The following is a 25,858-nucleotide window of genomic DNA, read 5'->3' as shown; positions in this document are numbered from 1 at the left end:
AAAAAATTTATACAATCATACCAGCGGCAACAGTTTCATTTGTAGCTTCATCAATTAATATAAAACTACCGGTATCTCTGTTCACATCATATTCATCTGACATAATAGGTGCAGTAATTCTTAAACTTACTTTACAAATATCATTCATATCCAAATCTTTATCATCTTGAATACGTTTAAAAGTATCTATGTTTACCTTATAAAGTACCTCCTTAATAACTGCTTTTTGCTCATTAGCTGTATGCTTTAAAACATACTTTGCACGTGGTCTTGCTCTATTATCATTTAACCAACACATCATAGCAGAAACATCTTGTGTCACATTAGGTACATTGTTTGATTTTACAATCATGTCACCTCTACTGATATCCACATCATCTTCTAGTGCGATGGAAACTGACATGCCTGAGAATGCTTCAGATACATTCTCATCATAAGAATTAATTGATTTAATTCTAGAAGTCAAACCAGAGGGTAACGCTTTTATTTCATCACCAACTCTAAAAATGCCACTAGACACCCTACCTGCATAACCTCTATAATCTCTGTGTTCTTCACTTTGTGGTCTTAATACTGTTTGAACAGGAAAACGGGCGTCTACCATGTTATTATCACTACTAATATGAATAGTTTCTAAAGTATGTAATAATGGTGCATTTTGATACCATGCCATGTTTTTAGAACGATGAACTACATTATCTCCTTCTAAAGCACTTATAGGGATATACCGTACGTCTTTAATCATCATTTTTGATGAAATAGCTTCATACTGTCCAACGATATCGTTAAAAATATCTTCACTATAGTCGACTAGGTCCATTTTATTTATACATACAATAACATGTGATATTTGAAGTAATGAAGCGATGTATGAATGTCTTTTAGTCTGCTCGATAACACCTTTTCGAGCATCAATCAATATCAATGCTAAGTTAGCAGTTGATGCACCGGTAACCATGTTACGCGTATACTGAATATGACCTGGTGTGTCAGCAATGATAAATTTACGCTTTGGTGTAGTAAAATATCTATAAGCTACATCAATGGTAATCCCTTGTTCACGTTCGTCTCGTAACCCATCAGTAAATAAAGCCAAATCAACTGTTTCTTGCCCTTTTCGCTTGCTTGTTTTTTCTACAGCAGCTATCTGGTCTTCGAAAATTGATTTGGAATCATATAATAACCTACCTATCAAAGTGCTTTTACCATCATCTACACTACCAGCAGTTGTAAATCTTAATAATTGATTGTTATCTATATTACTCATTTTATTGCCTTAAAAATAACCTTGTTTTTTACGATCTTCCATAGCAGTCTCAGAACGTTTATCATCAGCTCTATTACCTCTTTCTGTTTCACGCATGGCAGCTACTTCTTCTACGATTTTCTCTAAAGTATCAGCATCACTTTCTATACCACCAGTAATTGTAATATCTCCTAATGTTCTAAAGCGTATTTTTTTCTTAAAAGTCTGTTCTCCATCTATTTTAGGAAGGTATTCAGAAACAGGTATCCAACTATCATTTCTCCATACTACTTCACGATCGTGTGCAAAATATAATGATGGAATATCAATTTGTTCTCTTTTGATATAATTCCAAACATCCATTTCTGTCCAATTACTAATAGGAAACACCCTAAAATGTTCACCTTGGTTCATACGACCATTAAACAAGTTCCAAAGCTCAGGACGTTGATTTTTAGGAGTCCATTGACCAAAATCATCTCTATGCGAAAAAAAGCGTTCTTTAGCTCGTGCTTTTTCTTCATCACGTCTCCCTCCTCCTATAGCACAATCAATCTGATTATCTTCAATGGCATCTAATAGGGTAGTAATCTGTAAGCTATTTCTGGTAGCGTTTTTGCCTTTCTCTTCTAACACTCTTCCATCATTAATAGCTTCCTGTACAGAACCAACCAATAATTGTACACCAAGGTTCTTAACCAAATTGTCTCTAAATTTCATAGTTTCTGGAAAATTATGCCCTGTATCTATATGCATTAGAGCATATGGTACTTTACAAGGGTAAAAAGCTTTTTTTGCTAGGTGAGTAAGTACTATTGAATCTTTTCCTCCTGAAAATAAGATAACTGGATTTCTGAATTGCGCAAATACCTCACGCATCACAAAAACCGCTTCAGACTCAAGTTCATCAAGATAACTCAAATAATACTTATTCATAACTTAATTTTTTATTTATGACTTCCAAAATTATTGAAACAGACTCTTCAACTGTTAATAGTTCTGTGTTAATTTCAATGTCTGGGTTTATAGGAGGTTCATAAGGCGCATCTATGCCTGTAAAATTTTTAATTTCCCCATATCGGGCCTTTTTATACAGCCCTTTCACATCCCTCTTTTCACATTCTTCGACAGAAGTATTTACAAAAATTTCAATAAAATTGTCTTTACCAACAATTTGTTTTATTTCTTCTCTATCTTTTCTATATGGCGAAACAAAAGCTGCCAGAACAATTAAACCAGCATCAACAAATAAATTAGCAACCTCAGAAATTCTACGAATATTTTCCGTTCTATCTTCTGGCGAGAATGTCAAATCTTTATTGATACCTTTACGAATATTATCACCATCTAAAATATAAGTTTTGATTAACTTTTTAAAAAGGTTTTCTTCTAAAGCATTTGCAATTGTAGACTTTCCAGATCCAGATAACCCAGTAAACCAAATTAAAAAGGATGAATGTTTATTTTGCTTATTTCTATCCTTTTTATCTATCTGATAATTATGTGGAACGATATTACTCATCAATAACCTTACTCTTTCTTGATTTTAACCCAAAATTAATTTTATACCATGCTCTTTCGTGTACATAGTACAATAACATCTTTATAAAAAACTCCCAACCACCAACTTGCAATCCAATCATAGGGTCACCAGAAATAACCCAAGCTAAAATAACAGTAGTTCCTGTAGCGATTATACGCCAGGTAAATGTTTTTGCAATATGCCTTTTTCTTGAAATATCGTTTTTCATAACTCCATCTTTAATTCTTAGGCTTACAAATAAACCAAGGGTTTAAAAGGTTTTCTTTATTATATATTAGCTCTTGATTGGTTTCAATACTTTTTACAGAAATACCTGAAGCTTTACATATAGCATGTGCTGCAGCAGTATCCCACTCCATTGTGGGTGCAAATCTAGGATATACATCTGCATTACCTTCTACCACCAAACAAAACTTTAATGAACTTCCACTAGAAAGTACTTGTACTTGTTTATTATCTGCTGTTAGATTATCTATAAAATCTTGTGTCATTTGATTCATATGTGAACGACTACCTACAACCCTTATTTGATTAGAAGCATCTGCCATGTTATTTATGATATTGGCTTTTTCAAAAATATCCTCTATAGAGTTTTTTTCGTCCTTTAATTCATATTTATAAGACTTCTTTTGATAAATATTTCCAAAATAAAGTGTTTTAGTAACTGGTACATAGATAACGCCTAAAACTGGCTCACCGTTTTCTATCAACGCTATATTCACAGTGAACTCACCATTTCGTTTGATAAATTCTTTAGTTCCATCTAGTGGGTCAACAATCCAACAATGATTCCATTTCTTTCGTACACTATACTCAATCAGTTTATTTTCTTCACTAATAATAGGTGCGTTAGTTTTGAGTAAATAAGAATTAATTACATCATTTGCGTTTTTATCTGCTAATGTTAGTGGTGATTTATCATCTTTTACTTCATAAGCAAAATCACTTTCATAAACTTTTATAATTTCTTTCCCAGCCTCAATGGACGCTTCTATAGCCAACTTTAACTCCTCTCTATGCATCAATTCTTTGAATATATTTCTAAATATGTATCTACAAACGCTTTTACCCCATCTTTAATATCTGTTGAAGGTTTAAAATTGATATAATCAAATAGGCTTTGTACATCAGCATAAGTTCTCGGCACATCTCCAGCTTGAATTGGTTCTAACTTAATTTTTCCCTTTTTACCTAAAGCATCTTCAACAGCATGAACAAAATCCATCAGTGCTACTGGGCTATTGTTTCCGATATTAAAAACCCTATAAGGTGCAGAACTTATAGAAGGATTTGGTTTTTCAGCGTTAAAATCAGGATTATCAGCTCTAGGTGACAAAGGAATTAATCGTCTAATGCTTTCAACTATATCATCAACATATGTGAAATCCCGACTCATATCACCAAAATTAAAAACGCTAAATTCTTTATCTTCTACAATAGCTTTTGTAAAGATATGTAATGCCATATCTGGTCTCCCCCAAGGGCCATATACAGTAAAAAAACGCAATCCAGTACTAGGTATATTAAATAAATGTGAATATGAGTGCGCCATCATTTCGTTAGCCTTTTTACTAGCTGCATATATAGCCATAGGATGATCTGTATGATTATTAACTGAAAATGGTATTTGCTCACTTAAACCATATACAGAACTAGAAGAGGCATAAACAAGATGCTTGACAGGAAAATGTCTACATCCTTCTAAAATATTTAAAAAACCGGTAATATTGCTATCTACATAAGCTTGCGGGTTTTCTAATGAATATCTTACGCCAGCTTGTGCTGCGAGATTAATAACATAATCAAACTGCTCATTTTCAAACAACTTGAGAATATTCTCTTTGTCTTGAATATCTAATTTTATAAACTTAATATTTCCTTTTATAGGGTAATTATATTCGATATTTGAAGTATCTATCCCTAATTCTCGTAATCGAATCAATTTTAAATTAGGGTCATAATAATCATTTATATTATCAGTCCCAACAACCTCAAAATTATTCTTAATTAACAATTTTGATAAGTGAAAACCAATAAATCCAGCTGAACCTGTGACTAAAATTTTTTTCATTAATTATATATTTAAACAATTATACATTAATAATTGATCGCCCAACTGATTCGTAATGAAACTTATGTTCTTCCATAGTCTTTAAATCAAATATATTTCTTCCATCAAAAATAACAGCATTACTCATTAAAGATTTTATTTTATGAAAATCTGGTGAGATAAACTGACTCCATTCTGTGCAGATAATTAAAGCATTAGCATCATTCAAGATTGCGTAAGCATCCTCTCCGTACATAATTTTGTCTCTAAAAATTTTTTTAATATTTGTCATAGCCTCTGGGTCATACACAGAAATATAAGCTCCATTTAATAATAATTCATTAATTATATCTATAGAGGGAGCTTCACGAATATCGTCAGTGTTTGGTTTAAAGGCTAACCCCCAAATAGCAATCCTCTTACCTTTTAAACTAGCTCCGAAATAATTCTTAATTTTAGGCAACAATGATCTTTTTTGTACCTTATTAACCTCCAATACAGATTTTAAAATTTTAAAATCATATAGATTATTATCACTAGATTTAACTAATGCATTTACATCTTTAGGGAAACAAGACCCGCCATAACCTATACCTGGAAATAAAAAACGATTACCAATTCTATTATCTGATCCCATCCCCTTTCTCACCAAATCTACATCAGCTCCAATTTTTTCACATAAATTGGCCATTTCATTCATAAATGATATTTTAGTTGCTAAAAAAGTATTTGAAGCATACTTAGTTAATTCTGATGAACGTTCGTCCATAAAAATTATTGGTCTTTTTACATCAATAAAAGGTTTATAAAGGTTTTCTAAAATTTCTCTTGCCTTTACACTCTTACTGCCAATAATTATACGCTGGGGTTCCATAAAATCTTTGACTGCAAATCCTTCTCTTAAAAATTCAGGATTAGAAACTACATCAAATTCAACATCAGTATGGTTAGAAATTATTTCTTTTACCCTATCCGAAGTCCCAACAGGTACTGTACTTTTATTAATAACAATTTTATAATCTTTGATTAGCTTTCCTAAATCATGAGCAACATCTTCAACATAAGATAAATCTGCAGAACCATCTTCGCCTTGGGGAGTTGGTAATGCTAGGAATATAATTGTTGAATCCTTTATGGCAACCTTTAAATCAGTAGTAAAATGTAATCGTTTACCTTCAATATTCCTATGAAATAATTCCTCTAAATTTGGTTCGTAAATAGGTACTACTCCTTTACGCATTTGATCAACCTTTTCTTCATCGATATCTACACAAGTAACATTATTTCCCATTTCGGATAAACAAGTACCTGTGACTAATCCTACATAGCCCGTTCCAATTACTGTTATATTCATAAACTTAAATTATAATCTAGAATCAGATTCCTCTTTTGATAATGTAGACTTAACATCAAAAATTACATGATTTTTATTTAGATAATTATCTAATTTTATTTCCATAAACTCTTTATGTGAAACGGCCACTATTAAGCCGTCATATGTTGTGTCAATATCTTTAAGTGAAGTAATTAAATTTAATCCATATTCATGCTTAACTTCTTTACTAGAAGCCCATGGGTCAAAAACATCCACATTGATATTAAAAGACTTTAACTCATCGACAATATCGATCACTCTAGAATTTCTTATATCTGGACAATCTTCTTTAAAAGTAATACCTAAAACTAATACTTTGGCCTTTCCAACATCAATACCTTTTTTAATCATCATTTTAATAGTTTCTTGAGCCACGTAAGGCCCCATACTATCGTTCAGCCTTCTTCCAGAAAGTATTATTTCAGGGTTATAACCTAATTCTGTTGCTTTTTGGGCTAAATAATAAGGATCTACACCTATACAGTGCCCTCCTACCAAGCCTGGTTTAAAAGGTAAAAAATTCCATTTAGTACCAGCTGCATCTAATACTTCATTAGTATCAATATTCATTAAACGAAATATTTTTGATAACTCATTCACAAATGCAATATTAATATCTCGCTGAGAGTTTTCAATTACTTTTGCTGCTTCAGCAACCTTAATTGATGGCGCTAAATGTGTACCAGCAACAATTATCGATTTATAAATATCATCTATATATTTAGCAATTTCTGGTGTTGATCCTGAAGTGACTTTAAGTATTTTTGTTACCGTGTGTTTTTTATCACCTGGATTAATCCTTTCAGGTGAATAACCTGCAAAAAAATCTTTATTAAAAGTTAAACCCGATTCTTTCTCAAGAATTGGAATACATTCATCTTCGGTAGCCCCAGGAAAAACAGTAGATTCATAAACAACAGTGTCTCCTTTTTTCAATACTTTTCCTACAGTTTCACTCGCCTTATATAAAGGGGTTAAATCTGGTCTATTATTTTTATCTACTGGTGTTGGAACAGTTATTACATAGAAATTGGCAGAAGCTATTTCAGAAAGTTTATTTGTAAGCCACAGCCCTTTTAAATTTGCTGATAAATCATCATAAGAATTAATATTCGCTTTTTTCAATTCATTTGGAGATATTTCTAAAGTGGAATCATTATTAGATCTTAACTCTTTGATTCGTTGCTTATTAATATCAAAACCTATAACTTGATATTTTTTTGAAAATTCGACAGCCAGAGGCAATCCCACATACCCTAAACCAATTATAGCAATTTTTGGTTTTTTCATATTACACAATTTTATTTTTTAAATATTCTTTTATACCAAGGCATCATTTCTTCATCATGATATCCATTTCCATACTTTCCATAACTATAGCCTCCATAGCCATAACCATAGCTATCCTTTACAGAAAAATCATTTAAAACATAACTAATGTTTTTTACCTCTCCGTTTTTATATTTGTCATCAATCATTTTAGGCATTTTCCTTTGGGTATAATTTTGCCTAATAATATACATTATAGCATCGGCATAATTAAACAATTCTATAGCGTCAGCTACTAAACCTATTGGAGGTGTGTCTATAATTATATAATCATAATTTTCTTTCAAATACAGAATTAAATCTTTAGTTTGATCATTCAACAATAATTCAGAAGGATTTGGAGGAACTGGACCAGAAGCTATAATATCCAAATTTTTAATATCTGTTTCTTGAATAATCTCTTCTATTTTTTTTTGACCAATTAAATAATTAACAACTCCTATTTCATTAGAGACATTAAAATCGTCGTGTATTTTAGGTTTTCTTAGGTCAAGACCTAATAGAATAGTCTTCTTATCACTAAGCGCAAAAACCGTTGCCATGTTTATTGAAGACAATGTTTTACCTTCTCCGCTCACTGAAGAAGTTATTACAATAGTTTTAGAATTTTCTCCCTTTTTAAATAAAAATTGAATATTTGATCTTAATGCTCTAAAAGACTCAGCCATGGCTGATTTAGGTTTATTAAAAACAGCCAAATAGTTATCGATCTTACCACTGCCTATAACCCCTAACACAGGAATCTCATATAGTTTTTCAATTTCTTCAACACTTACAATCTTATTATTGAGAGCTTCCTTTATTAAAATAAACAAAAAAGGTAATCCAAAACTTAACATAGCAGCTATTAAGTAATTAAACTTTGGTCGTGGACTTATTGGAGACTGACCTATATCTTTGGCTTTGTCTAAAATTTTTATATCTGAAACATTTGCAGCTATTGCCGTACCTGCTTCGTATTGTTTTTGTTTTAAATATTCGTAATTGGTTGCTGTAAGCCCTTGGGTTCTTTGAAGTGTAAGTAGACCTTGTTCTTTTTTTGGCAAAGTTTTTAATTTTGAATTATAATTTCCCAAACGACGCTTAACATTATTTAAATTGTTTTGAGTCTCATTTTTTAAATTAGATAAATTTTCTAAAACAACATTACGAGTAATCTTTATTCTATCATTTACATTTTTTAAGGGAGGATAGTTTGGGGTTACAGTTTGTTCTAGATTTTTCTTTTCTTTCGATAGCTCTACCAATTCGGTAATGTTCCTTACAATATTTGGGTCTTCAATAGCTACATTAACTGGTGCTGGAACATCTTGGTTAATATCATTATTATTTAATATATACCTTTCTAAGTCATTATAATATTGTAGTCTGTCAGTAGTTAGTTGCTGTCGCTTATCAAGTTCTGAAACTTCGGTAAACAGTGCTTGTCCTTCTAGACTCAGATTGTAAACATTATTTTTTCGCTTGTATTCTCCTAAATTTTTTTCAATGTCTGCTAAAGTATCTGAAACTTTAGAAAATACATCATCAATATATTCTTTAGTTTTTTGTGCATATTCTATTTTCTGTTTTTTCTGATCTTGATCTAAAACTTCTACCGTCGTATTAATATAATCTTCTATTTTGTTCTTATTAGTACCTTTAAGTTCTAATTCAATTAAAGAAGTTCCTTTAGTATAAGTTCTTGCATTTATCCCTTGATAAGAACTCACTGTACCATTAAAGCTTCTAAAAATAACATAGAAAATTTCACCTGATAATTGAGAATTAAAATTTTTTCGCAAAATTTTAAAATCACAAAAAGGAGTTTCAATAGCTTTGTTTATTGGAAACTTTCGAGAAAATTCTTTCTCTTTAATTGAGTATTGCCTAAAATCTTGAGAGATATAATTGGTTAAATTAACTACATCATTTTCATGCTTAACAGATAACTGAACCTCATCATCACTTAAAAATTCAAATTTAATAGGTACATTTAGTAGGTTATAACTATTTGAATCTAATTCAATTTCAAATGGAACATTTCCATATACATCTTCAAGTCTAAAATTACCATCTTTATAATAATTAATATAGTATTTTAATTCTTTTACAACTTTTTCATTATGAGTACGTGAATTTAATATTGCTATAATTGTTTCGACCTTATCACTAGGTCCTCCCCAATTAAAAGCTATATTAGTACTAGAAGTAAACAAAGGGTTTTGCTCTTCTTTAACCGTAATTAAACTACTAAGACTATATATTCTAGGTTTCCTTTTGTTGATATAAAAAGCTACCAATAAACCTAAGAGCAACATGAATAAAAATAATTTCCAATGCGAAATTACTTTTAAAACATAATCTTTAACATCAAAGGATTTAATGTCATCTATATCTAACTGTTGCATCTTTCTTATAAATTTCTAGAAATTAATATAGAGGAAGCTACCAAGGACAACACAGAAATGATTGTTGTTAATGTTTGAACACCAGTTGTTCCTGTACCCCAAGATTTTTGTCTTAAAGGTTCCACATATATTATATCATTTGACTCTATGTAAAAAAGCTCTTCATCAAATGTGGAAATTTTAGTTAAATCAATATAAATTTTTTTGGTTCCATCTAAGGTCTTCCTAATAACCGCCACTCTTTTTCTATTACCTGTTAAGGTAATATCACCTGAATTCGATATAGCATCAACAATACTTACTTGATTTTGAAATAAAACTTTTGTTCCAGAGCTACCTACTTCTCCTAAAACAGTAAATCTAATTCCTCCTAGCTTTACAGTCACAAAAATTCCACCAATATCCTTAAAAAAAGTTTTCAATTTATCTTCTATTTTTTTCCTAACTTCTTTTTCAGAATATCCTAATACATTAAGCTCACCTACATATGGTATTCGAATATTTCCTTCTCTATTTATAGTATATGAATTAAAATATAGACTAGCTTCATTAATTTGATTTCCAGCTTGAGAACCACCTATATTTGTTTGACTGAACAGTGCCACCAACTTTTCATCATCTGCTTTTATCCTAATGTCTAAAATGTCATTCACCTGTAATTTGTATGGCTCATTTAACATTTTATGAATTGAACCTTTCTGAGTTGGCTCACCTTGAAAATAAACTAAATCTTTTTTAGGTATACACGAAGTAGCAAAAACAACCAACAGAACAATAACTAATAAACGCTGCATCATACAATTTTAAACTAACGGCAAATATAATTTTTAATTGTTTATTAAAATAATATTTCTACCTATTTTCGAACACAAGAAATAAACAATGTTTTTTCAAATTAGGTCATATTTAAGGTTCATGCTAAAATCGACAAATCAACATGGAATACATTCTCCATTTGTATATAATCTAATTACAAGATGTTTTTATGATAGATTTCATTATGAGGATTATCAAATTTTATCGAATTATAGGTATCAGTTATTAAAGAATAGCTCCGAAATTAAAGTTACAGATTTTGGTGCTGGTTCAAAAGTTTTAAATAATCATCGAAAAATTTCAGCCATTGCAAAAAATGTAGGAATCTCGAAAAAAAGAGCACAATTACTTTATAGATTATCTAAATATTTCGATTGCAAAAATATCATCGAAATAGGTACTTCTTTGGGAATAGGTACTTCGAGTTTAGCGTTAGCTAATTCAAATGGTATTAATTATACTTTAGAAGGCTGTCCTGAAACAGCAACAATTACTAAACAGCAGTTTAATAAATTTGAATTTAAAAATATTGATTTACAAGTGGGAGAGTTCCAAGAAACACTTCCGAAAGTTTTAAAAGATAAAATGTTTGATCTTATCTATTTTGATGGAAACCACCAAAAAGGGCCAACAATAGAATATTTTGAACAGTGTTTGAACCATATTCATAATGAGTCCGTTTTTATTTTTGATGATATCTATTGGAGTAAAGGAATGTCAGAAGCATGGTCACATATCAAAAAACATCCTAAAGTTACTATAACAGTAGATACTTTTCAATGGGGTATTGTTTTTTTTAGAAAGGAACAAGAAAAAGAACATTTCACAATTCGTGTTTAAATCGATAAATTCGCTTTATGAAAATATATACTAAGACTGGAGATAAAGGCACAACAGCTTTATATGGAGGCACTCGCGTCCCTAAATATCATGCTCGCATAGAAGCCTATGGTACTGCCGATGAATTAAATTCATACATAGGATTAATTCGTGATCAAAAAATTGATAAGAGAACTTCTGAATCGCTATTAAAAATTCAAAATGAAATCTTTACGCTTGGAGCTATGCTTGCAACTCCTCCAGAAAAGGAAAAATTAAAAAGTGGTAAAGACCGACTGAATATCCCAAAAATTGTTCAAGAAGATATTGAATTTCTTGAAAAAGAAATTGATTTTATGGAACTAACCTTAAAACCAATGACCAATTTTATCCTTCCTGGCGGTCATCAAACTGTGTCATTCTGTCATATAGCACGTTGTGTCTGTAGAAGAACAGAGCGTTTGGTAGTTTATCTTAATGAACAAGAGCCAATAGACAAAACTGTTCTATCTTATCTAAACCGACTTTCTGACTACCTTTTTGTACTGGCACGAAAATTGACTATCGATAATCACGCTACAGAAATTCCTTGGATCCCAAAGAAAAAAGAGTAGTAAAATAGTATTAGAATAAACGTTCTTTTTTTATCAAAAAAAATAATTTATAAAAAACTTGCTTTTTTGCTTAAAAAAATTACATTTGCAAAAATTAAAAATTTATAGATTACACTATGTATTGGACATTAGAATTAGCATCGTACTTAAGTGACGCACCTTGGCCAGCCACTAAAGATGAATTGATAGATTACGCTATCAGAACAGGTGCTCCTCTTGAAGTTGTAGAAAATTTACAAGCAATTGAAGATGAAGGTGAATCGTATGAGATCATTCAAGAGATTTGGCCAGATTATCCTACTGATGAGGATTTTCTCTGGAACGAAGATGAATATTAAAAACCTAAAGTCTCAAAATTGAGACTTTTTTTTTGTCCTTAAAGAACATATTTAACGGATAAAATTATAAAACAGGCAACACAATAAGTATATTTGTGTTTGCAAAAAATTAATAGTAATTATTACTATTTACTTAAACATTTTGAATAAGAAATTATGAGTCTTTTAAATTCAGTTTTAAAGGTCTTTGTGGGAGATAAACGCAAAAAAGACTTAAAAGAATTACAACCAGTTGTTGATGAAGTTAGAGCTTTTGATAGTAAAATGGAATCGCTATCTATAGACGAGCTTAGAGGTAAAACTAGTGAATTCAAGCAAAAGATTAAGGATGCAACTCAAGCTGCCGAAGATAAAATTCTAGAGCTTAAGAGCGAAATAGATACAGCAAATATAGATCGTAAAGAAGATGTTTACAAAGAAATAGACGCTTTAAACGATGAAATATATGAAAGTTCGGAAGCTGTTTTAAACGAAATTTTACCTGAAGCTTTTGCAGTTATTAAAGAAACTGCTAAACGTTTTACAAATAACAAAACACTAACAGTTACTGCTACCCCCTTCGATAGAGAACTTTCAGCAAATGGTGATTATGTTACTCTTGAAGGCGATAAAGCGATTTGGAGTAATTCTTGGGATGCAGCTGGTAAACCTATTGTTTGGGATATGATTCATTATGACGTACAATTAATTGGTGGGTCAGTATTACATCAAGGTAAAATTGCCGAAATGATGACTGGTGAAGGTAAAACGTTAGTTGCAACATTGCCAATTTATCTAAATGCCTTAACAGGAAAAGGAGTACATGTTGTTACTGTAAATGATTATTTAGCAAAACGTGATGCAGCTTGGATGGGGCCTATTTTTGGGTTCCACGGATTAAGTATAGACTGTGTTGATTATCATCAACCCAATTCAGATGCTCGAAGAAAAGCTTATAACGCAGATATTACTTACGGTACAAATAATGAATTTGGTTTCGATTATTTACGTGATAATATGGCACATTCGCCTAATGATCTTGTACAACGTCCTCATAATTATGCAATTATTGATGAAGTAGATTCAGTTTTAGTTGATGATGCACGTACTCCGCTAATTATTTCTGGAGCTACTCCTCAAGGTGATCGTCATGAATTCAATGAACTAAAACCTAAGGTTGATGATATTGTTAAAACACAACGTACGTTCCTTACAGGAGTATTAGCAGATGCTAAAAAAATGATTTCGGAAGGTGATACTAAAGAAGGAGCATTCCATTTACTACGTGTATTTAGAGGATTACCAAAAAATAAGGCATTAATTAAATTTTTGAGTCAAGAAGGAATTAAGCAACTGCTTCAAAAGACTGAAAATTTTTATATGCAAGATAACAATCGTGAAATGCCAAAAATTGATGAGGCTTTATATTTTGTGATTGATGAAAAAAATAATTCTATTGAACTGACAGATAAAGGAATAGAACACTTATCTGGAAGTAAAGAGAAAGGTGAAAACTTCTTTGTTTTACCAGATATTGGCATCGAAATTGCCAAGATTGATAGTGAGGAAAATGATCCTGAAGCAAAAGCAAAAGCAAAAGAAGAACTATACCGTGACTTTAGTATTAAAAGTGAACGTATTCATACGTTAAATCAACTATTAAAAGCTTATACCCTTTTTGAAAAAGATGTTGAATATGTATTAATGGATGATAAGATCAAGATTGTTGATGAACAAACTGGTCGTGTAATGGATGGTAGACGTTATTCAGATGGATTACATCAAGCTATTGAGGCAAAAGAGAATGTAAAAATTGAAGATGCTACTCAAACTTTTGCAACAATTACTCTACAGAATTACTTTAGAATGTATAAGAAACTTTCTGGAATGACAGGTACTGCTGTTACTGAAGCTGGAGAATTTTGGGAAATCTATAAACTAGATGTTGTAGAGATACCTACAAATAAACCTTTAGTTCGTGATGATAGAGAGGATTTAATTTACAAGACTAAACGTGAAAAATACAACGCTGTAATAGATGAAATTGTAGAATTAGTAAATGCTGGTCGTCCCGTTTTAGTTGGTACTACTTCAGTAGAAATTTCTGAATTATTAGGTAGAATGCTTGCAATTCGTAAAATACCTCACAATGTATTAAATGCTAAACTTCATAAAAAAGAAGCTGATATTGTTGATCAAGCTGGTAAAAGCGGCGTGGTGACAATTGCTACAAATATGGCAGGACGTGGTACAGATATTAAATTATCTGATGAAGTTTTAAATTCTGGCGGATTAGCAATTATTGGTACAGAACGTCATGATTCTCGCCGTGTGGATAGACAGCTACGTGGTCGTGCTGGTCGTCAAGGTGATGTTGGTTCTTCACAGTTCTATGTTTCATTAGAAGATAATTTAATGCGTTTATTTGGTTCTGAACGTGTAGCGAAGATGATGGATAGAATGGGGCTTAAAGAAGGTGAAATGATTCAGCATTCGATGATCTCTAAATCTATTGAGCGTGCACAGAAAAAAGTTGAAGAAAATAACTTTGGTATTCGTAAACGCTTATTAGAGTATGATGATATTATGAATGCACAACGTGAAGTTGTCTATAAACGTCGTAAGCACGCATTATATGGTGAACGTTTACAGGTAGATATCGTAAACATGGTTTATGATACTTGTGAAAGCATTGTGCTAGAAAATAAAGCTTCTAACGATTATTCGAATTTTGAATTTGAGTTAATTCGCTTCTCTTCTACTTCGTCTCCTTTTAGCAAGGAAGAATTTGAAAGTAAGTCTGAGCAAGAATTAATTAATGAGCTATTTGATGTTGTTTACAAACATTATCAAGATAAAATTGTCCGTAACGCAGATGCCGTATATCCAGTAATTAAGGATGTTTATGAAAAACAAGGAAATCAATATGAGCGTATTGCAGTTCCTTTTACGGATGGCGTAAAAACATTAAATGTTGTTACAAATCTTAAAGAAGCATACGAATCTAAAGGGAAACAGTTAGTAACTGATTTTGAAAAAAATATCTCATTAGCTATTATAGATGAAACCTGGAAAGATCATCTCCGTCAAATGGATGAGTTAAAACAATCGGTTCAAAATGCTACTTATGAGCAAAAAGATCCTTTATTGATCTATAAATTCGAAGCTTTCGAATTATTCAAAAAAATGATCGATAAAGTAAATAAGGAAGTATTATCATTCTTATTTAAAGGTGAATTACCAAATCAAAATGCAAATCAAGTTTCACAAGCTCGTGAGCAAAAACGTGAAAAAGTTCAGGTTAGTAAGGCTGATTTTAGAAGCCCAACACAAGATACTTCTACTAATCAGACTCAAGAGCAACATGTAACAGAAACTATTGTTCGCACAGAACGCAAAATTGGCCGTAATGAACGTGTAACTATAAAGCACGTAATGAACGGTCAAAGTAAAGAGGTAAAATACAAACAGGCTATTCCTTTAATAGAAAAAGGTGAATGGGTGCTAGTTGACTAAAACTTGCTAATTGTTAAAAATTAAATCCAATGTCTTTTGACGCTGGATTTTTTTTGTTTCTGTTTCAATAAATTTTGATGCAAAATGAATTTCTTTAGGAATTTCATATTTACTCAAAGAAGTCAAATCTTTCAATTTATCTAAAACATCCATATAATTTACTTTCTCGGATTCTATTATTAAAACTAATTTTTCTCCTAAGACCTTATCAAATACACCAGTAACAAAAAATCGACTGTTAATAACTTCAGCCAATTTAACTTCGATTTGCTCAGGTATAAGTTTAATGCCTCCTGAATTTATAATATTGTCGTAACGCCCTAACCAATTGAATTCTGTTTCAGAAATAATTTCTACCAAGTCATTAGTAATCACCTGTTCATTCGAAACCTTTGGGGCATAAATTAGCAAACAGCCTCTATTATCTTTTGAAATTGTAACACTTGGCAATGTTTGATAATAGGAAGTTGGATCATGATTCAGCTTTTTAACTGCTATATGAGTAATCGTTTCAGTCATACCATAAGTGGCAAAACATTCAGTAGAAATATCTTGAACCTGCACTGCTAACTCTTTTGAAACTACACCTCCTCCAATAATTAGTTTTTTAATTTGTGAAAGTTTATCTAATGAATTATAAACTTGAAAAGACACCATAGCAGAAAAGTCATAGCTCTTTTTAACATTCTGTAATGGGTTTGCGTCTGCTTTCACAACATCTAAATGCCAACCTAAAGTTAACCCGCGAACTAACATCATTTTACCAGCTATATAACCTGTTGAAAGGCATAACAATGCAGTAGTTTCACTAGGTAAGTCAAAATATTCACCTGTTGCTAAAGCACTATTTTTCATATACTCTTTCTTTAACTGAATTTCCTTTGGTTTTCCTGTTGAACCAGATGTTTTTACAACAACAAAATCTTCATTATTCAACCAATTAATTAAAAACGAATGGATAGATTTAGAAAGAGTTATAGAATAATTCAGTAAATCTTCTTCAGAATCAAATCTATTTCCATTTAGGAGAAAATCTTTATGAAAACTTTGACTCTTCACTTAAATAGAAAGTAAGACTAGTTAGTTTCTGCTATGGGATCTAGTTTTTCTACTTTTCCAAATAATTTACCATGCCAATTAGTCCAGTCATATTTTTTAGAAAAGATCAATAACATAATAGGGTATACAATAAAAACAGGAATATATGTATCCCAACTTAAAGTAGGTTCAGAAGTGTCAATATACAAGGCATCTGTCTGAAAAACTGTCCAATTGGTTGTTACAAAAATAGCAGCTACTATATTATTTGCTGCATGCAAACCTAAGGCTAATTCTATTCCTTCATCCATCAAAGTAGCAATACCAAAAAACAAACCAGTACCAATATAAAAAACCATTACACCCCAGCCTAACTTTTCAACTTCAGGATTGAACGAATGCAATAAACCAAAAGCAAGTGAAGTAACTAATAAAGGGAACCACCTATTTTTAGCGAGAATTCCTAAACCTTGCATTAAATAACCTCTAAATAAATATTCTTCTAAACTTGTTTGTAAAGGAATAAATATTAAAGATATTAAAGCTAAAAGCAAAAATGGAATAGGTTTAAAATTCCAGACCATATCCTCTGGAGCCATATAGTATCCTATTATTAAAAAAGTTGCAGAGATAGCAAACCATAAACCAAATGCATAAAAGACACGTTTCCAATCAATTTTAGCTCTGCTTGTAGTTAAACTTGTAATCGACCTCTGATGCAAAAATTTAACAAATAAGAATAAAAACACCAATAGAGCTACAAATGGCAATAAATTCATCAGAAGAAAAAAGTTTTTATTACCGTCAAAATTTTCCATCTCTTTCATTGACGCTTCAAACATTTCAGGTAATACAAAATAAATAGCTATATTTAATAAAAAAGGAGACATAACTACTAGCGTAGTAATTATATATCTCCACCAATGATTGTAACCTTTATATGCTTGCTGTATGTAATTCATATTTAAAAATCAAATTTGATCAAAAATACTATTTATAGATTGAAATTCCAGTCAATTTTTGGATTATAGTGAAGTTGACCTCTATCTACAAACAAAGGTGAATTGAAATTATTGGTAAATAGGCTACCAGTACCAAGTCCTTGCGGCATTATTGTATTCAGCGAATATGTAAATTGAGCAATTGCGTTTAAACCAATATTACTTTCTAAAGCAGATGTCACCCACCACGACACATTATTTTTTTCAGATATCTCAATCCAATCATTGCTTCCTTGCATACCTCCAATCAAGCTTGGTTTTAAAATAATATACTGCGGGTTTACGTCTTTAATTAACTTTTCTTTTTCAGAAAAAGAGAAAACACCAATTAATTCTTCATCCAATGCAATTGGCAATGGTGTTTTTTCACAAAGCGACGCCATCTCTTGCCATAGTCCTTGTTTAATTGGTTGTTCAATTGAATGCAAATTAAATTCTGAAAGCCTTTTTAGCTTTTCTAAAGCTTCTTTAACTTGAAAAGCTCCATTTGCATCAACTCGCAGCTCAATATCTTTTTCAGAAAACTCTTGACGGATAAACTTCAATAAATTCAATTCAGTTTCAAAATCTATCGCTCCTATCTTAAGCTTTACAGTTGTAAATCCTGCATTAATCTTTTCAATAATCTGTTGCTTCATAAAAGCTTCTGAGCCCATCCATATCAATCCATTTATTGATATTGCGTCTTCACCTTGAGTGAATTTTGATGGAAATAGCTCAAAAGGATTATCACTTTCTAAAGACAAAAATGCTTGCTCAACACCAAACTGAATCGACGGGAAGCCATTGGCTTCTTTTAGTAAATCATCTTTACCAAAAGGAATATTATCACATACAAATTGCAGTTTTTCTTCATAATCTGGTCTATCGTCTGCGCTTAATCCTTTAAAAAGCCCACACTCACCTATTCCTTTTTTACCATCATTTTCAATAATTAAGAAATAAGTTTCCTTAGTTCTTAAAATACCTCGAGAAGTGCCTCCAGGTATTTTAAAATTGAGAATATGTTTTTTATAAGAAGCTTTCACCAACTAGATAACTACTTACGAGAATGTAATGCTACTCTATTACCTTCAGTATCAATTAATAAAGCATAATAACCATGGTCTTCCGAAATTTGTGTTTTTTGCTGCAATATCTTCCCTCCAGCTTTTTCAACTCTATTTAACTCATCATTTAAATCATCAATTTTTGATGAAAAATAAACTAAGGTTCCTTCGGTAGAAGGCTTGTAAAAATCTGGTGCATAGACTAAAGAGCCAGATGCTCCTGGAGTTTTTGTTTCTTCAGCAAAAGGGAACCATCCCATAATAACGTTCCCTAAATCATGTACTCCGATTTCAATTTGAAAAACCTCGTTATAAAACTTTACGGCTCTATCCATATCTAAAACAGGGATTTCGAACCAGCCTACCATTTGTGTATTCATAATTAGATGCTTATTGATTTTCCTATATCTAGGAGTATTAATTCTTTATTTTTTGCTGAAAACTTTGATTTAGCTTCAATATGATTGATCTTAATATAACCAAACGTATCGTAATGATAACCCAATATCTTATTACATTCTACAAAATCAGATGCTATTACAGCATCGTCTATACCCATAGTGAAATTATCACCAATAGGTAAAATTGCTAAATCAATTTTCGTCTTTAGTGGAATCAATTTCATATCGTAAGTCAATGCTGTGTCTCCAGCAATATAAATGTTACCTTCTTCAGTTTCTAGTATAAACCCACCTGGGTTGCCACCATAAGTACCATCAGGAAAAGAACTTGTATGTATCGCATTAGTATAAGTTATTTTTCCAAAATCGAATTGCCATGAACCACCATGATTTATAGGATGTCCATCTAACTCTTTTGCACCGTAATGCATTACGATTTCATAGTTAGAAATGATCTTAGCGCTAGTATTTTTAGCAATAAACTCAACATCTAAAATATGATCTTGATGCGCATGCGTAACTAAAATATAATCTGCTTTTAATGAATTTATATCTATATGTTTTGCTAAATCATTGCCAGAAATGAAAGGGTCAACAATTAAATACTTTCCAGAAACTTCAATTTCTAAACTAGCATGACCTAAATATGTAATCTTCATCTGTTGGTAAATTAGAAGATAAAGTTAGCAAAATGAATTATAAAATTTGTCCTAATCCGAATAGGATGGCAAACAAAAATGTACTTAAAGCCAGTTTTTTAAGTTCTGGATCTAGCAGTTTAGCGTCTTTATTTCTATAAACAGTTAATAAATGGATTGCAATTGGAATAAAAGCAATAACAAACAAAAATTGTACTGGATCTTTATAATGAAAAGTGACATATAACAGTGTCAACAAAAATGCAGCTATCAATAAATAATAATGATAATATTTCGCAAATTCTTCTCCTATTTTAACCACCAAAGTTCTTTTACCAGCCTTTTCGTCAGATTCTCTATCGCGTAAATTATTAAGATTTAAAACCCCAACACTAAGCATACCAATTGATGTAGCTGGTAAAAAGATAGTTAAGTCTAAATTTTTTGTATATAAAAAGTAACTACCAACAACACTCAACCATCCGAAAAACAGAAAAACAAACAGGTCACCAAAACCACTATAGCCATATGCTTTTTTACCCATTGTGTATTTAATAGCTGCAGCTATACTTGCAATACCAAAAATTAAAAACAAAAAAAAGTAGTTAGAATATTCTTTAGTACCAAAAGAAATATAAATTAACAAAAGAGCTACTAAAAAAGTTAACATACTCGTAACCTTAATAGCATTTAACATTTGCTTAGGCGAAATTGTACCGCTTTGTAACGCTCTTTGTGGCCCTACTCTATCTTTATTATCAGTTCCTTTCACACCATCTCCATAATCGTTTGCAAAATTGGATAAGACCTGAAAACCAGCAGTCGTTAAAAGAGCTAGTACAAAGATTTTCCAATTAAAGTGGCCTTCCGCGAAAGCGAGGGCACTACCAACTAAAATACCTGAAATGGATAAAGGTAAAGTGCGTAAACGAGCAGCTTCTATAAAAGCCTTAAACATGAATTTAGTTTAGATATTGAGTTTCTTCACTCAACTGAAGTGCTTCTTTTATATTTACTGGTTCACCATAAGATTGAGCAATTACAAAACAATCTTTAAAACCTAATCTGCGTAAATCTTCTTTTAGCTGTTTTGCTTCGGCATAAGTGATATAATTACCAATAGCATATTTATTAAGACCACCTTCAGTAAATTCTTTCATATGCGCCAAGTCATCTGAAAAGAGCTGTGCTTTAAAATTATTAAAAGCGCCTATCTGTACGCTATAAACTATAGTTTCACCAGCTAGGCCACCGCCTTCTACTTCATCTGAAAATTCATCTCCACTAGATACTGAAGCAACTTCTTTTAAAACCTCTAAACTATCAGCATCAATTATTGCTAAATTATTTTTTTGCAAGTACTTGTCTGTTGTTTTGCTATCATCTTTACTTAAAAATGACCATAAAAATAATATTAATAAAAACAGTCCAAAAATACCCAAGATAGCTCTATGCTTTTTTAAGATAGAATTATTTTCTTCTTCTTCTCGCAATAGACCAGTCAATTTGCCTATAGTTTGATTGGCTTTATCTACCTCTTCGTAGATATTTACTAGATTTTTATCTTTAATGTAAGGCATGGCTTAAGGTAATAATTTTTTATTATAAATCTTCTGCGTTTGCAATGAGTTCAACAATGTCTAAAACTTCGACTTCTTGTTCCTTTTCTTTATTTTTAATACCATCGGTCATCATCGTATTACAATACGGACAGCCAGTAGTAATTATATCAGGACTTGTCTTAAGAGCATCTTCTGTTCTTAAAACATTAATATCTTTATTTCCTTTTTCTGGTTCTTTAAACATTTGTGCACCGCCAGCTCCACAACATAAGGCAGTAGATTTGGCACGATCCATTTCAGTGAAATTGACACCTAATCTTCTTATTAATGCTCTAGGTGATTCATACTCTTCGTTTGCTCTGCCTAAATAACAAGGATCATGAAACGTTACTCTTTTTTGTTTGTATTTATCACCTTCAACTTTTAGGCGGCCTTCTTCAAATAACTTCTCAATGTATTGCGTATGATGCCATACTTGATAGTTACCACCTAAACTAGGATACTCATTTTTTAAGGTGTTAAAAGAGTGCGGATCACAAGTAACTATATTTTGTATTTCGTAAGCATTTAATATTTCAATATTAGTCATGGCTTGCATCTGAAACAGAAATTCATTGCCAGCCCTTTTAGCTGCATCACCAGTACAGCTTTCTTCGGTACCCAATACGGCAAAATCTACATTAGCTTTATGCAATACTTTTACAAAAGCTCTCGTAATCTTTTTTGCTCTATCATCAAAACTACCTGCAGAGCCTACCCAAAATAAAATTTCGGGTTGCTTCCCTTGAGCCATCATTTCTGCCATTGTAGGTACATTCATACTAAAATACTTTATTCGTGATTACCGTCGTCAAAAACTTGTATGGTTACTTCTTTTTCTACTAAATCTGTAAACTTTCCTCTGTAACGCGTTGCCTTTACCAAATGATTATCTATCCAATGATAATTACCTCCTCTAGGTTTACCCATTAATAAACTATGGTATTTAAATCCGTTTTCACGAAGCCAAATTTCTGTATAGGTTCTATGATCTTCTGTTCTAGAAGTGAAAAAACAGATAATATGTCCTTCATCATACCATTTGTTCAATGTTCTTAGTGCATCAGGATATACCTCTGCCGTCAACATTCTTTCAGGCTCTTCATTAGGTATGTCATCACACACAGTACCATCTATATCTATTAAATAATTTTTTACACCTTCAGGTAAAGCTGGACTTAATAAATTGCCATCCTTGTCTCTTAGTTCTTTTAATTCTTTATCAAATTTATTCTTCATCCTTCCAATTTAACCGATCCATCTGATTGTATTGCCATGGCGCACCATTGTTTTCTATATTGGTCATCATCATATTCAATTCTTGAGGTGCTGCCGATTGCTCCATTACTAAATACCTACGCATATCCATAATAATTGATAATGGATCTATATTTACAGGACACTCCTCAACACAAGCATTACAAGTAGTGCAAGCCCATAATTCTTCCGGAGTAATATAATCGTTCAATAACTTTTTACCATCATCATTAAACTCGCCTCCATTAGCATCAATGTTTTTACCAACCTCCTCTAAACGATCACGAGTTTTCATCATAATTGCTCGAGGTGACAATTCTTTACCTGTTAAATTAGCTGGACAAGATGCAGTACATCTACCACATTCTGTACATGTATAAGCATTCATTAACTGAACCCAATTAAGGTCAGTTACATCTTCTGCTCCAAATTTTTCTGGTATTTCTTCAGTTTCTGCTTCCGCAGGAGCGGCAAAAGGATCAGCATTTGGGTCTAACATTAATTTTACTTCGTTAGTAACAGATTCTAAATTATTGAACTGACCTTTAGGTTTTAAATTTGCATAATATGTATTTGGAAATGCCAATAAAATGTGCAAATGCTTGGAGTAATACAGGTAATTTAGAAATACTAGAATACCAATAATATGTAACCACCAAGCGCCCCGTTCTATAAGGTGTAATGATTCTGCACTAAATCCTTGAAACCAAGGAGCAATAAACTGACTAATAACATTACCTGAACCAGCTTGTTGAAAAGATACATCTGTAGCATTCATTACTAAAAACAAGGTCATTAGTACCATTTCGAAATATAAAATATACAATGCATCATTTTTAGGGAAGCCTTTCATTTCTTTATTCCAAAATCGAGGAATACGAAGTATCATTCTTCGAATCCAAAAAATTATTACAGATATTAAAACTAATACTGCTAATACCTCAAATGATCCAATTAAAAAGTGATAAAACCCACCTAAAAATGACAACACACGGTGCGTTCCGAAAAGACCATCAATAATGATTTCTAAAACTTCTATATTAATAATAATAAATCCTATGTAAACGATAATGTGAAGTAATCCGGCTATTGGGCGACGTACCATTTTAGATTGCCCTAAAGCAATGTTGATCATATTTCTCCATCGTTCTGATGGATTATCTGAGCGATCAATAGCCTTACCTAGCTTTATATTTCTTGTGAGTTTTTTTACATTTCTAACAAAGAAACCTATACCCACAACAAGTAATAGTGCAAAAAGTATATTTGGTACGTATTGCATTTAATTCGAGTTATTTAATCTTTATTTATGATTCCAGTTATTTTCATCATTAGAATCATTAGGCGATAATCCTAAAATATCACCTTTTGTGTTTACGCCGAGACCTAATACTGTTCTATTAGCATAATTAAAATAACTAACAACTTGATTAACCTCTAAAATTTCACCATCACTAACACCTTGATTCTTAATCTCATGAATCACATTACTTGTGATAGAATCTGGCGTTTTAGTGAGCATTTCAGCGTAGCGTAAAACTAAATAATAATCCTTATTGAAGATAGACTCATAAGAATTAGTTATTAACTTTTTTTTAATAATTGTTGATTTCTCATCGTCATTTAGCAATCTCTTTAACCCTTCAAAGTGATGATCTATACAATAATCACAATTATTTAATATACTAACATACACACCAATAGTCTCTAAAAGCCATTTGGGCAATATATTATTACTGTTGTGGAGAACATTCTTATAAAGTACCATATGTCCTTTCATAGTATGAGGTCTTAAACTATGAACAGCCATAATGTTATCTACATTATTATTCGGCCCGCTAACCTTATCATATAATCGCTTCAGTGCTCCTGTTGCTTCTTTATATAATATGGTTTTTATAAATGCCACTATTAGTTTTCTTCTTTAGAAGCGTCGTAAGGCTTCGGCTTTTTGCCGAATAATGAAAAGTGAACAAAACGTTTAGGATTCAGTTTCATTTCTCTAAGGAGCTCTTCCATTTCTTTAGTAGCACCTTCTAAGTTCTGGTAAAGACCTTCATCTTTAAGTAACTTACCTAAAGAACCCTCACCGTTATTTACTTTAGTTAGTACAGCATTAAAACTATTTACAGTTGTCTCTAATCTTTTTACTGTAGATTTTAGATTAGCATTATTTAATGAATCTGTAAGGCTCACTAAATTATTTGATGCTGTAGAAGCATTTTTAAGTATAGAATCTATTTTACCATTGTCGGCAAGCATTCCGTCTAAAGATTTTGAAGCACTCTGAAATGATGAAAGTGTTGTATTTAGTTTTGCCAAAGATTGTTTTATGTTAGTTTGACCATCTTTATCGAAAATCTGATTGAAACCTTGAAGCAAAGTGTCAGCATTTATCAAAAAGCTTTCTACTTTTAATTGAAGTGGAGCAATTTGATCATTTAATGCGCCTAAAATACCTGCTTCTACATTTCCTTTTAAAGAATCACCAGAAACAGCTGTTTGGCCGTCATATTTTGGTAAAATTTTAATGGATTTACCACTAATAAAATCAGGGGCGTAAATTTGAGCAATACTATTTTTAGAAAATGTGATTGGATTTTCTAGAGAAAATTTAACAACAAGTTTTCCTGCCTTATTAGGATGAAAATAAATATTTTCAACCTTTCCTACTTTAAGTCCATTTATAGTCACATAACCAGATGATTCTAGTCCTTGAACATTATCATATTCAGCATAGAAATATCTAGACTTATCAAGTAATTTTTCTCCTTTAAGATAACTGAATCCCCAAATAAAAATAGCTACGGTACCTAGAGCAATAAGACCTGTTTTTAACTCGCTTGAAATTTTCAAAA

General features: G+C 31.5%; 26 protein-coding genes. 4 read left to right on the top strand and 22 right to left on the bottom strand.

What is annotated here, in order from left to right; translation table 11 throughout:
• Window positions 1–7 precede the first annotated feature (7 nt).
• Genes AC3IF2_RS04045 through AC3IF2_RS04000 form a run of 10 tightly spaced genes read right to left on the bottom strand, consistent with a single transcriptional unit; the run spans window position 8 to window position 10,727 of the window.
• On the bottom strand, window positions 8–1,267 hold the full coding sequence (locus AC3IF2_RS04045) for a sulfate adenylyltransferase subunit 1 (RefSeq protein ID WP_489165759.1): 1,260 nt from the start codon (window positions 1,265–1,267) through the stop codon (window positions 8–10).
• A 9-nt stretch (window positions 1,268–1,276) separates the two neighbouring features.
• Entirely contained in the window at window positions 1,277–2,182 is a 906-nt protein-coding gene (gene cysD / locus AC3IF2_RS04040) for a sulfate adenylyltransferase subunit CysD (RefSeq protein ID WP_489165758.1), read from the bottom strand.
• Entirely contained in the window at window positions 2,175–2,771 is a 597-nt protein-coding gene (gene cysC, locus AC3IF2_RS04035; RefSeq protein ID WP_489165757.1) for an adenylyl-sulfate kinase, read from the bottom strand. The genes cysD and cysC overlap by 8 nt, the downstream gene beginning before the upstream one ends.
• Window positions 2,761–2,997: a DUF2061 domain-containing protein gene (locus AC3IF2_RS04030; protein WP_489165756.1), complete on the bottom strand. Its 237-nt coding sequence runs from the start codon at window positions 2,995–2,997 to the stop codon at window positions 2,761–2,763. Before AC3IF2_RS04030 ends, cysC begins: the two co-directional genes overlap by 11 nt.
• 10 nt (window positions 2,998–3,007) lie before the next feature.
• Complete coding sequence (gene cysQ, locus AC3IF2_RS04025; RefSeq protein WP_489165755.1) at window positions 3,008–3,811, bottom strand: 3'(2'),5'-bisphosphate nucleotidase CysQ; 804 nt, start codon at window positions 3,809–3,811, stop codon at window positions 3,008–3,010.
• Complete coding sequence (locus tag AC3IF2_RS04020; protein ID WP_489165754.1) at window positions 3,811–4,860, bottom strand: NAD-dependent epimerase; 1,050 nt, start codon at window positions 4,858–4,860, stop codon at window positions 3,811–3,813. The genes cysQ and AC3IF2_RS04020 overlap by 1 nt, the downstream gene beginning before the upstream one ends.
• 19 nt (window positions 4,861–4,879) lie before the next feature.
• On the bottom strand, window positions 4,880–6,193 hold the full coding sequence (locus tag AC3IF2_RS04015; protein ID WP_489165753.1) for a UDP-glucose dehydrogenase family protein: 1,314 nt from the start codon (window positions 6,191–6,193) through the stop codon (window positions 4,880–4,882).
• 9 nt (window positions 6,194–6,202) lie between these two features.
• Window positions 6,203–7,504, bottom strand: a complete 1,302-nt coding sequence (locus tag AC3IF2_RS04010) for a nucleotide sugar dehydrogenase (RefSeq protein ID WP_489165752.1) — start codon at window positions 7,502–7,504, stop codon at window positions 6,203–6,205.
• An 11-nt stretch (window positions 7,505–7,515) separates the two neighbouring features.
• Window positions 7,516–9,933, bottom strand: coding sequence for a GumC family protein (locus AC3IF2_RS04005; RefSeq protein ID WP_489165750.1), 2,418 nt, complete (start codon window positions 9,931–9,933; stop codon window positions 7,516–7,518).
• Between the two features lie 5 nt (window positions 9,934–9,938).
• Entirely contained in the window at window positions 9,939–10,727 is a 789-nt protein-coding gene (locus tag AC3IF2_RS04000; protein ID WP_489165749.1) for a polysaccharide biosynthesis/export family protein, read from the bottom strand.
• Between the two features lie 121 nt (window positions 10,728–10,848).
• Here AC3IF2_RS04000 and AC3IF2_RS03995 point away from each other — a divergent pair, with 121 nt between their 5' ends.
• The 4 genes from AC3IF2_RS03995 (at window position 10,849) to secA (ending at window position 16,015) form a co-directional block, all read left to right on the top strand.
• Window positions 10,849–11,589 carry an O-methyltransferase gene (locus AC3IF2_RS03995; protein ID WP_489165748.1) on the top strand — a complete coding sequence of 247 codons (741 nt, stop codon included), beginning with the start codon at window positions 10,849–10,851 and terminating at the stop codon, window positions 11,587–11,589.
• A 17-nt stretch (window positions 11,590–11,606) separates the two neighbouring features.
• Window positions 11,607–12,182: a cob(I)yrinic acid a,c-diamide adenosyltransferase gene (locus AC3IF2_RS03990; protein ID WP_489165747.1), complete on the top strand. Its 576-nt coding sequence runs from the start codon at window positions 11,607–11,609 to the stop codon at window positions 12,180–12,182.
• Between the two features lie 116 nt (window positions 12,183–12,298).
• Window positions 12,299–12,520, top strand: coding sequence for a DUF2795 domain-containing protein (locus AC3IF2_RS03985; RefSeq protein ID WP_480198563.1), 222 nt, complete (start codon window positions 12,299–12,301; stop codon window positions 12,518–12,520).
• Window positions 12,521–12,676: 156 nt separating this feature from the next.
• A complete protein-coding gene (gene secA / locus AC3IF2_RS03980) occupies window positions 12,677–16,015 on the top strand; it encodes a preprotein translocase subunit SecA (RefSeq protein WP_489165746.1) in 3,339 nt (1,112 codons plus the stop codon).
• Between the two features lie 6 nt (window positions 16,016–16,021).
• On the opposite strand, the gene AC3IF2_RS03975 is transcribed toward secA, so the two are convergent.
• Genes AC3IF2_RS03975 through AC3IF2_RS03920 form a run of 12 tightly spaced genes read right to left on the bottom strand, consistent with a single transcriptional unit; the run spans window position 16,022 to window position 25,856 of the window.
• On the bottom strand, window positions 16,022–17,074 hold the full coding sequence (locus AC3IF2_RS03975) for an AMP-binding protein (RefSeq protein ID WP_489165745.1): 1,053 nt from the start codon (window positions 17,072–17,074) through the stop codon (window positions 16,022–16,024).
• A 17-nt stretch (window positions 17,075–17,091) separates the two neighbouring features.
• The gene (locus AC3IF2_RS03970; RefSeq protein WP_489165744.1) at window positions 17,092–18,015 is read right to left on the bottom strand and encodes a CPBP family intramembrane glutamic endopeptidase; all 924 of its coding nucleotides are present in this window, start codon (window positions 18,013–18,015) and stop codon (window positions 17,092–17,094) included.
• Window positions 18,016–18,047: 32 nt separating this feature from the next.
• Window positions 18,048–19,082: an o-succinylbenzoate synthase gene (locus tag AC3IF2_RS03965; protein WP_489165743.1), complete on the bottom strand. Its 1,035-nt coding sequence runs from the start codon at window positions 19,080–19,082 to the stop codon at window positions 18,048–18,050.
• An 11-nt stretch (window positions 19,083–19,093) separates the two neighbouring features.
• On the bottom strand, window positions 19,094–19,483 hold the full coding sequence (locus AC3IF2_RS03960; protein ID WP_489165742.1) for a VOC family protein: 390 nt from the start codon (window positions 19,481–19,483) through the stop codon (window positions 19,094–19,096).
• A gap of 2 nt (window positions 19,484–19,485) precedes the next feature.
• Entirely contained in the window at window positions 19,486–20,163 is a 678-nt protein-coding gene (locus AC3IF2_RS03955; RefSeq protein WP_489165741.1) for a metal-dependent hydrolase, read from the bottom strand.
• Window positions 20,164–20,200: 37 nt separating this feature from the next.
• Window positions 20,201–21,100 (bottom strand): 1,4-dihydroxy-2-naphthoate polyprenyltransferase, encoded by a 900-nt coding sequence (locus AC3IF2_RS03950; RefSeq protein ID WP_489165740.1) that lies wholly within the window; start codon window positions 21,098–21,100, stop codon window positions 20,201–20,203.
• A 4-nt stretch (window positions 21,101–21,104) separates the two neighbouring features.
• On the bottom strand, window positions 21,105–21,722 hold the full coding sequence (locus tag AC3IF2_RS03945; RefSeq protein ID WP_489165739.1) for an SPOR domain-containing protein: 618 nt from the start codon (window positions 21,720–21,722) through the stop codon (window positions 21,105–21,107).
• 22 nt (window positions 21,723–21,744) lie between these two features.
• Window positions 21,745–22,524: a (Fe-S)-binding protein gene (locus AC3IF2_RS03940; protein WP_489165738.1), complete on the bottom strand. Its 780-nt coding sequence runs from the start codon at window positions 22,522–22,524 to the stop codon at window positions 21,745–21,747.
• A gap of 11 nt (window positions 22,525–22,535) precedes the next feature.
• Window positions 22,536–22,982 carry a phosphoheptose isomerase gene (locus tag AC3IF2_RS03935; RefSeq protein ID WP_489165737.1) on the bottom strand — a complete coding sequence of 149 codons (447 nt, stop codon included), beginning with the start codon at window positions 22,980–22,982 and terminating at the stop codon, window positions 22,536–22,538.
• Entirely contained in the window at window positions 22,972–24,282 is a 1,311-nt protein-coding gene (locus tag AC3IF2_RS03930) for a 4Fe-4S dicluster domain-containing protein (RefSeq protein WP_489165736.1), read from the bottom strand. The genes AC3IF2_RS03935 and AC3IF2_RS03930 overlap by 11 nt, the downstream gene beginning before the upstream one ends.
• Window positions 24,283–24,303: 21 nt before the next feature.
• Window positions 24,304–24,909 carry a carboxymuconolactone decarboxylase family protein gene (locus AC3IF2_RS03925; protein WP_489165735.1) on the bottom strand — a complete coding sequence of 202 codons (606 nt, stop codon included), beginning with the start codon at window positions 24,907–24,909 and terminating at the stop codon, window positions 24,304–24,306.
• A gap of 2 nt (window positions 24,910–24,911) precedes the next feature.
• Complete coding sequence (locus tag AC3IF2_RS03920; RefSeq protein WP_489165734.1) at window positions 24,912–25,856, bottom strand: MlaD family protein; 945 nt, start codon at window positions 25,854–25,856, stop codon at window positions 24,912–24,914.
• Between the last annotated feature and the right edge of the window lie 2 nt (window positions 25,857–25,858).

This window comes from Maritimimonas rapanae, from assembly GCF_057837205.1.
The sequence above is the reverse complement of the archived record's forward strand: the minus strand, read 5'-3'. Positions and strand labels throughout refer to the sequence as shown.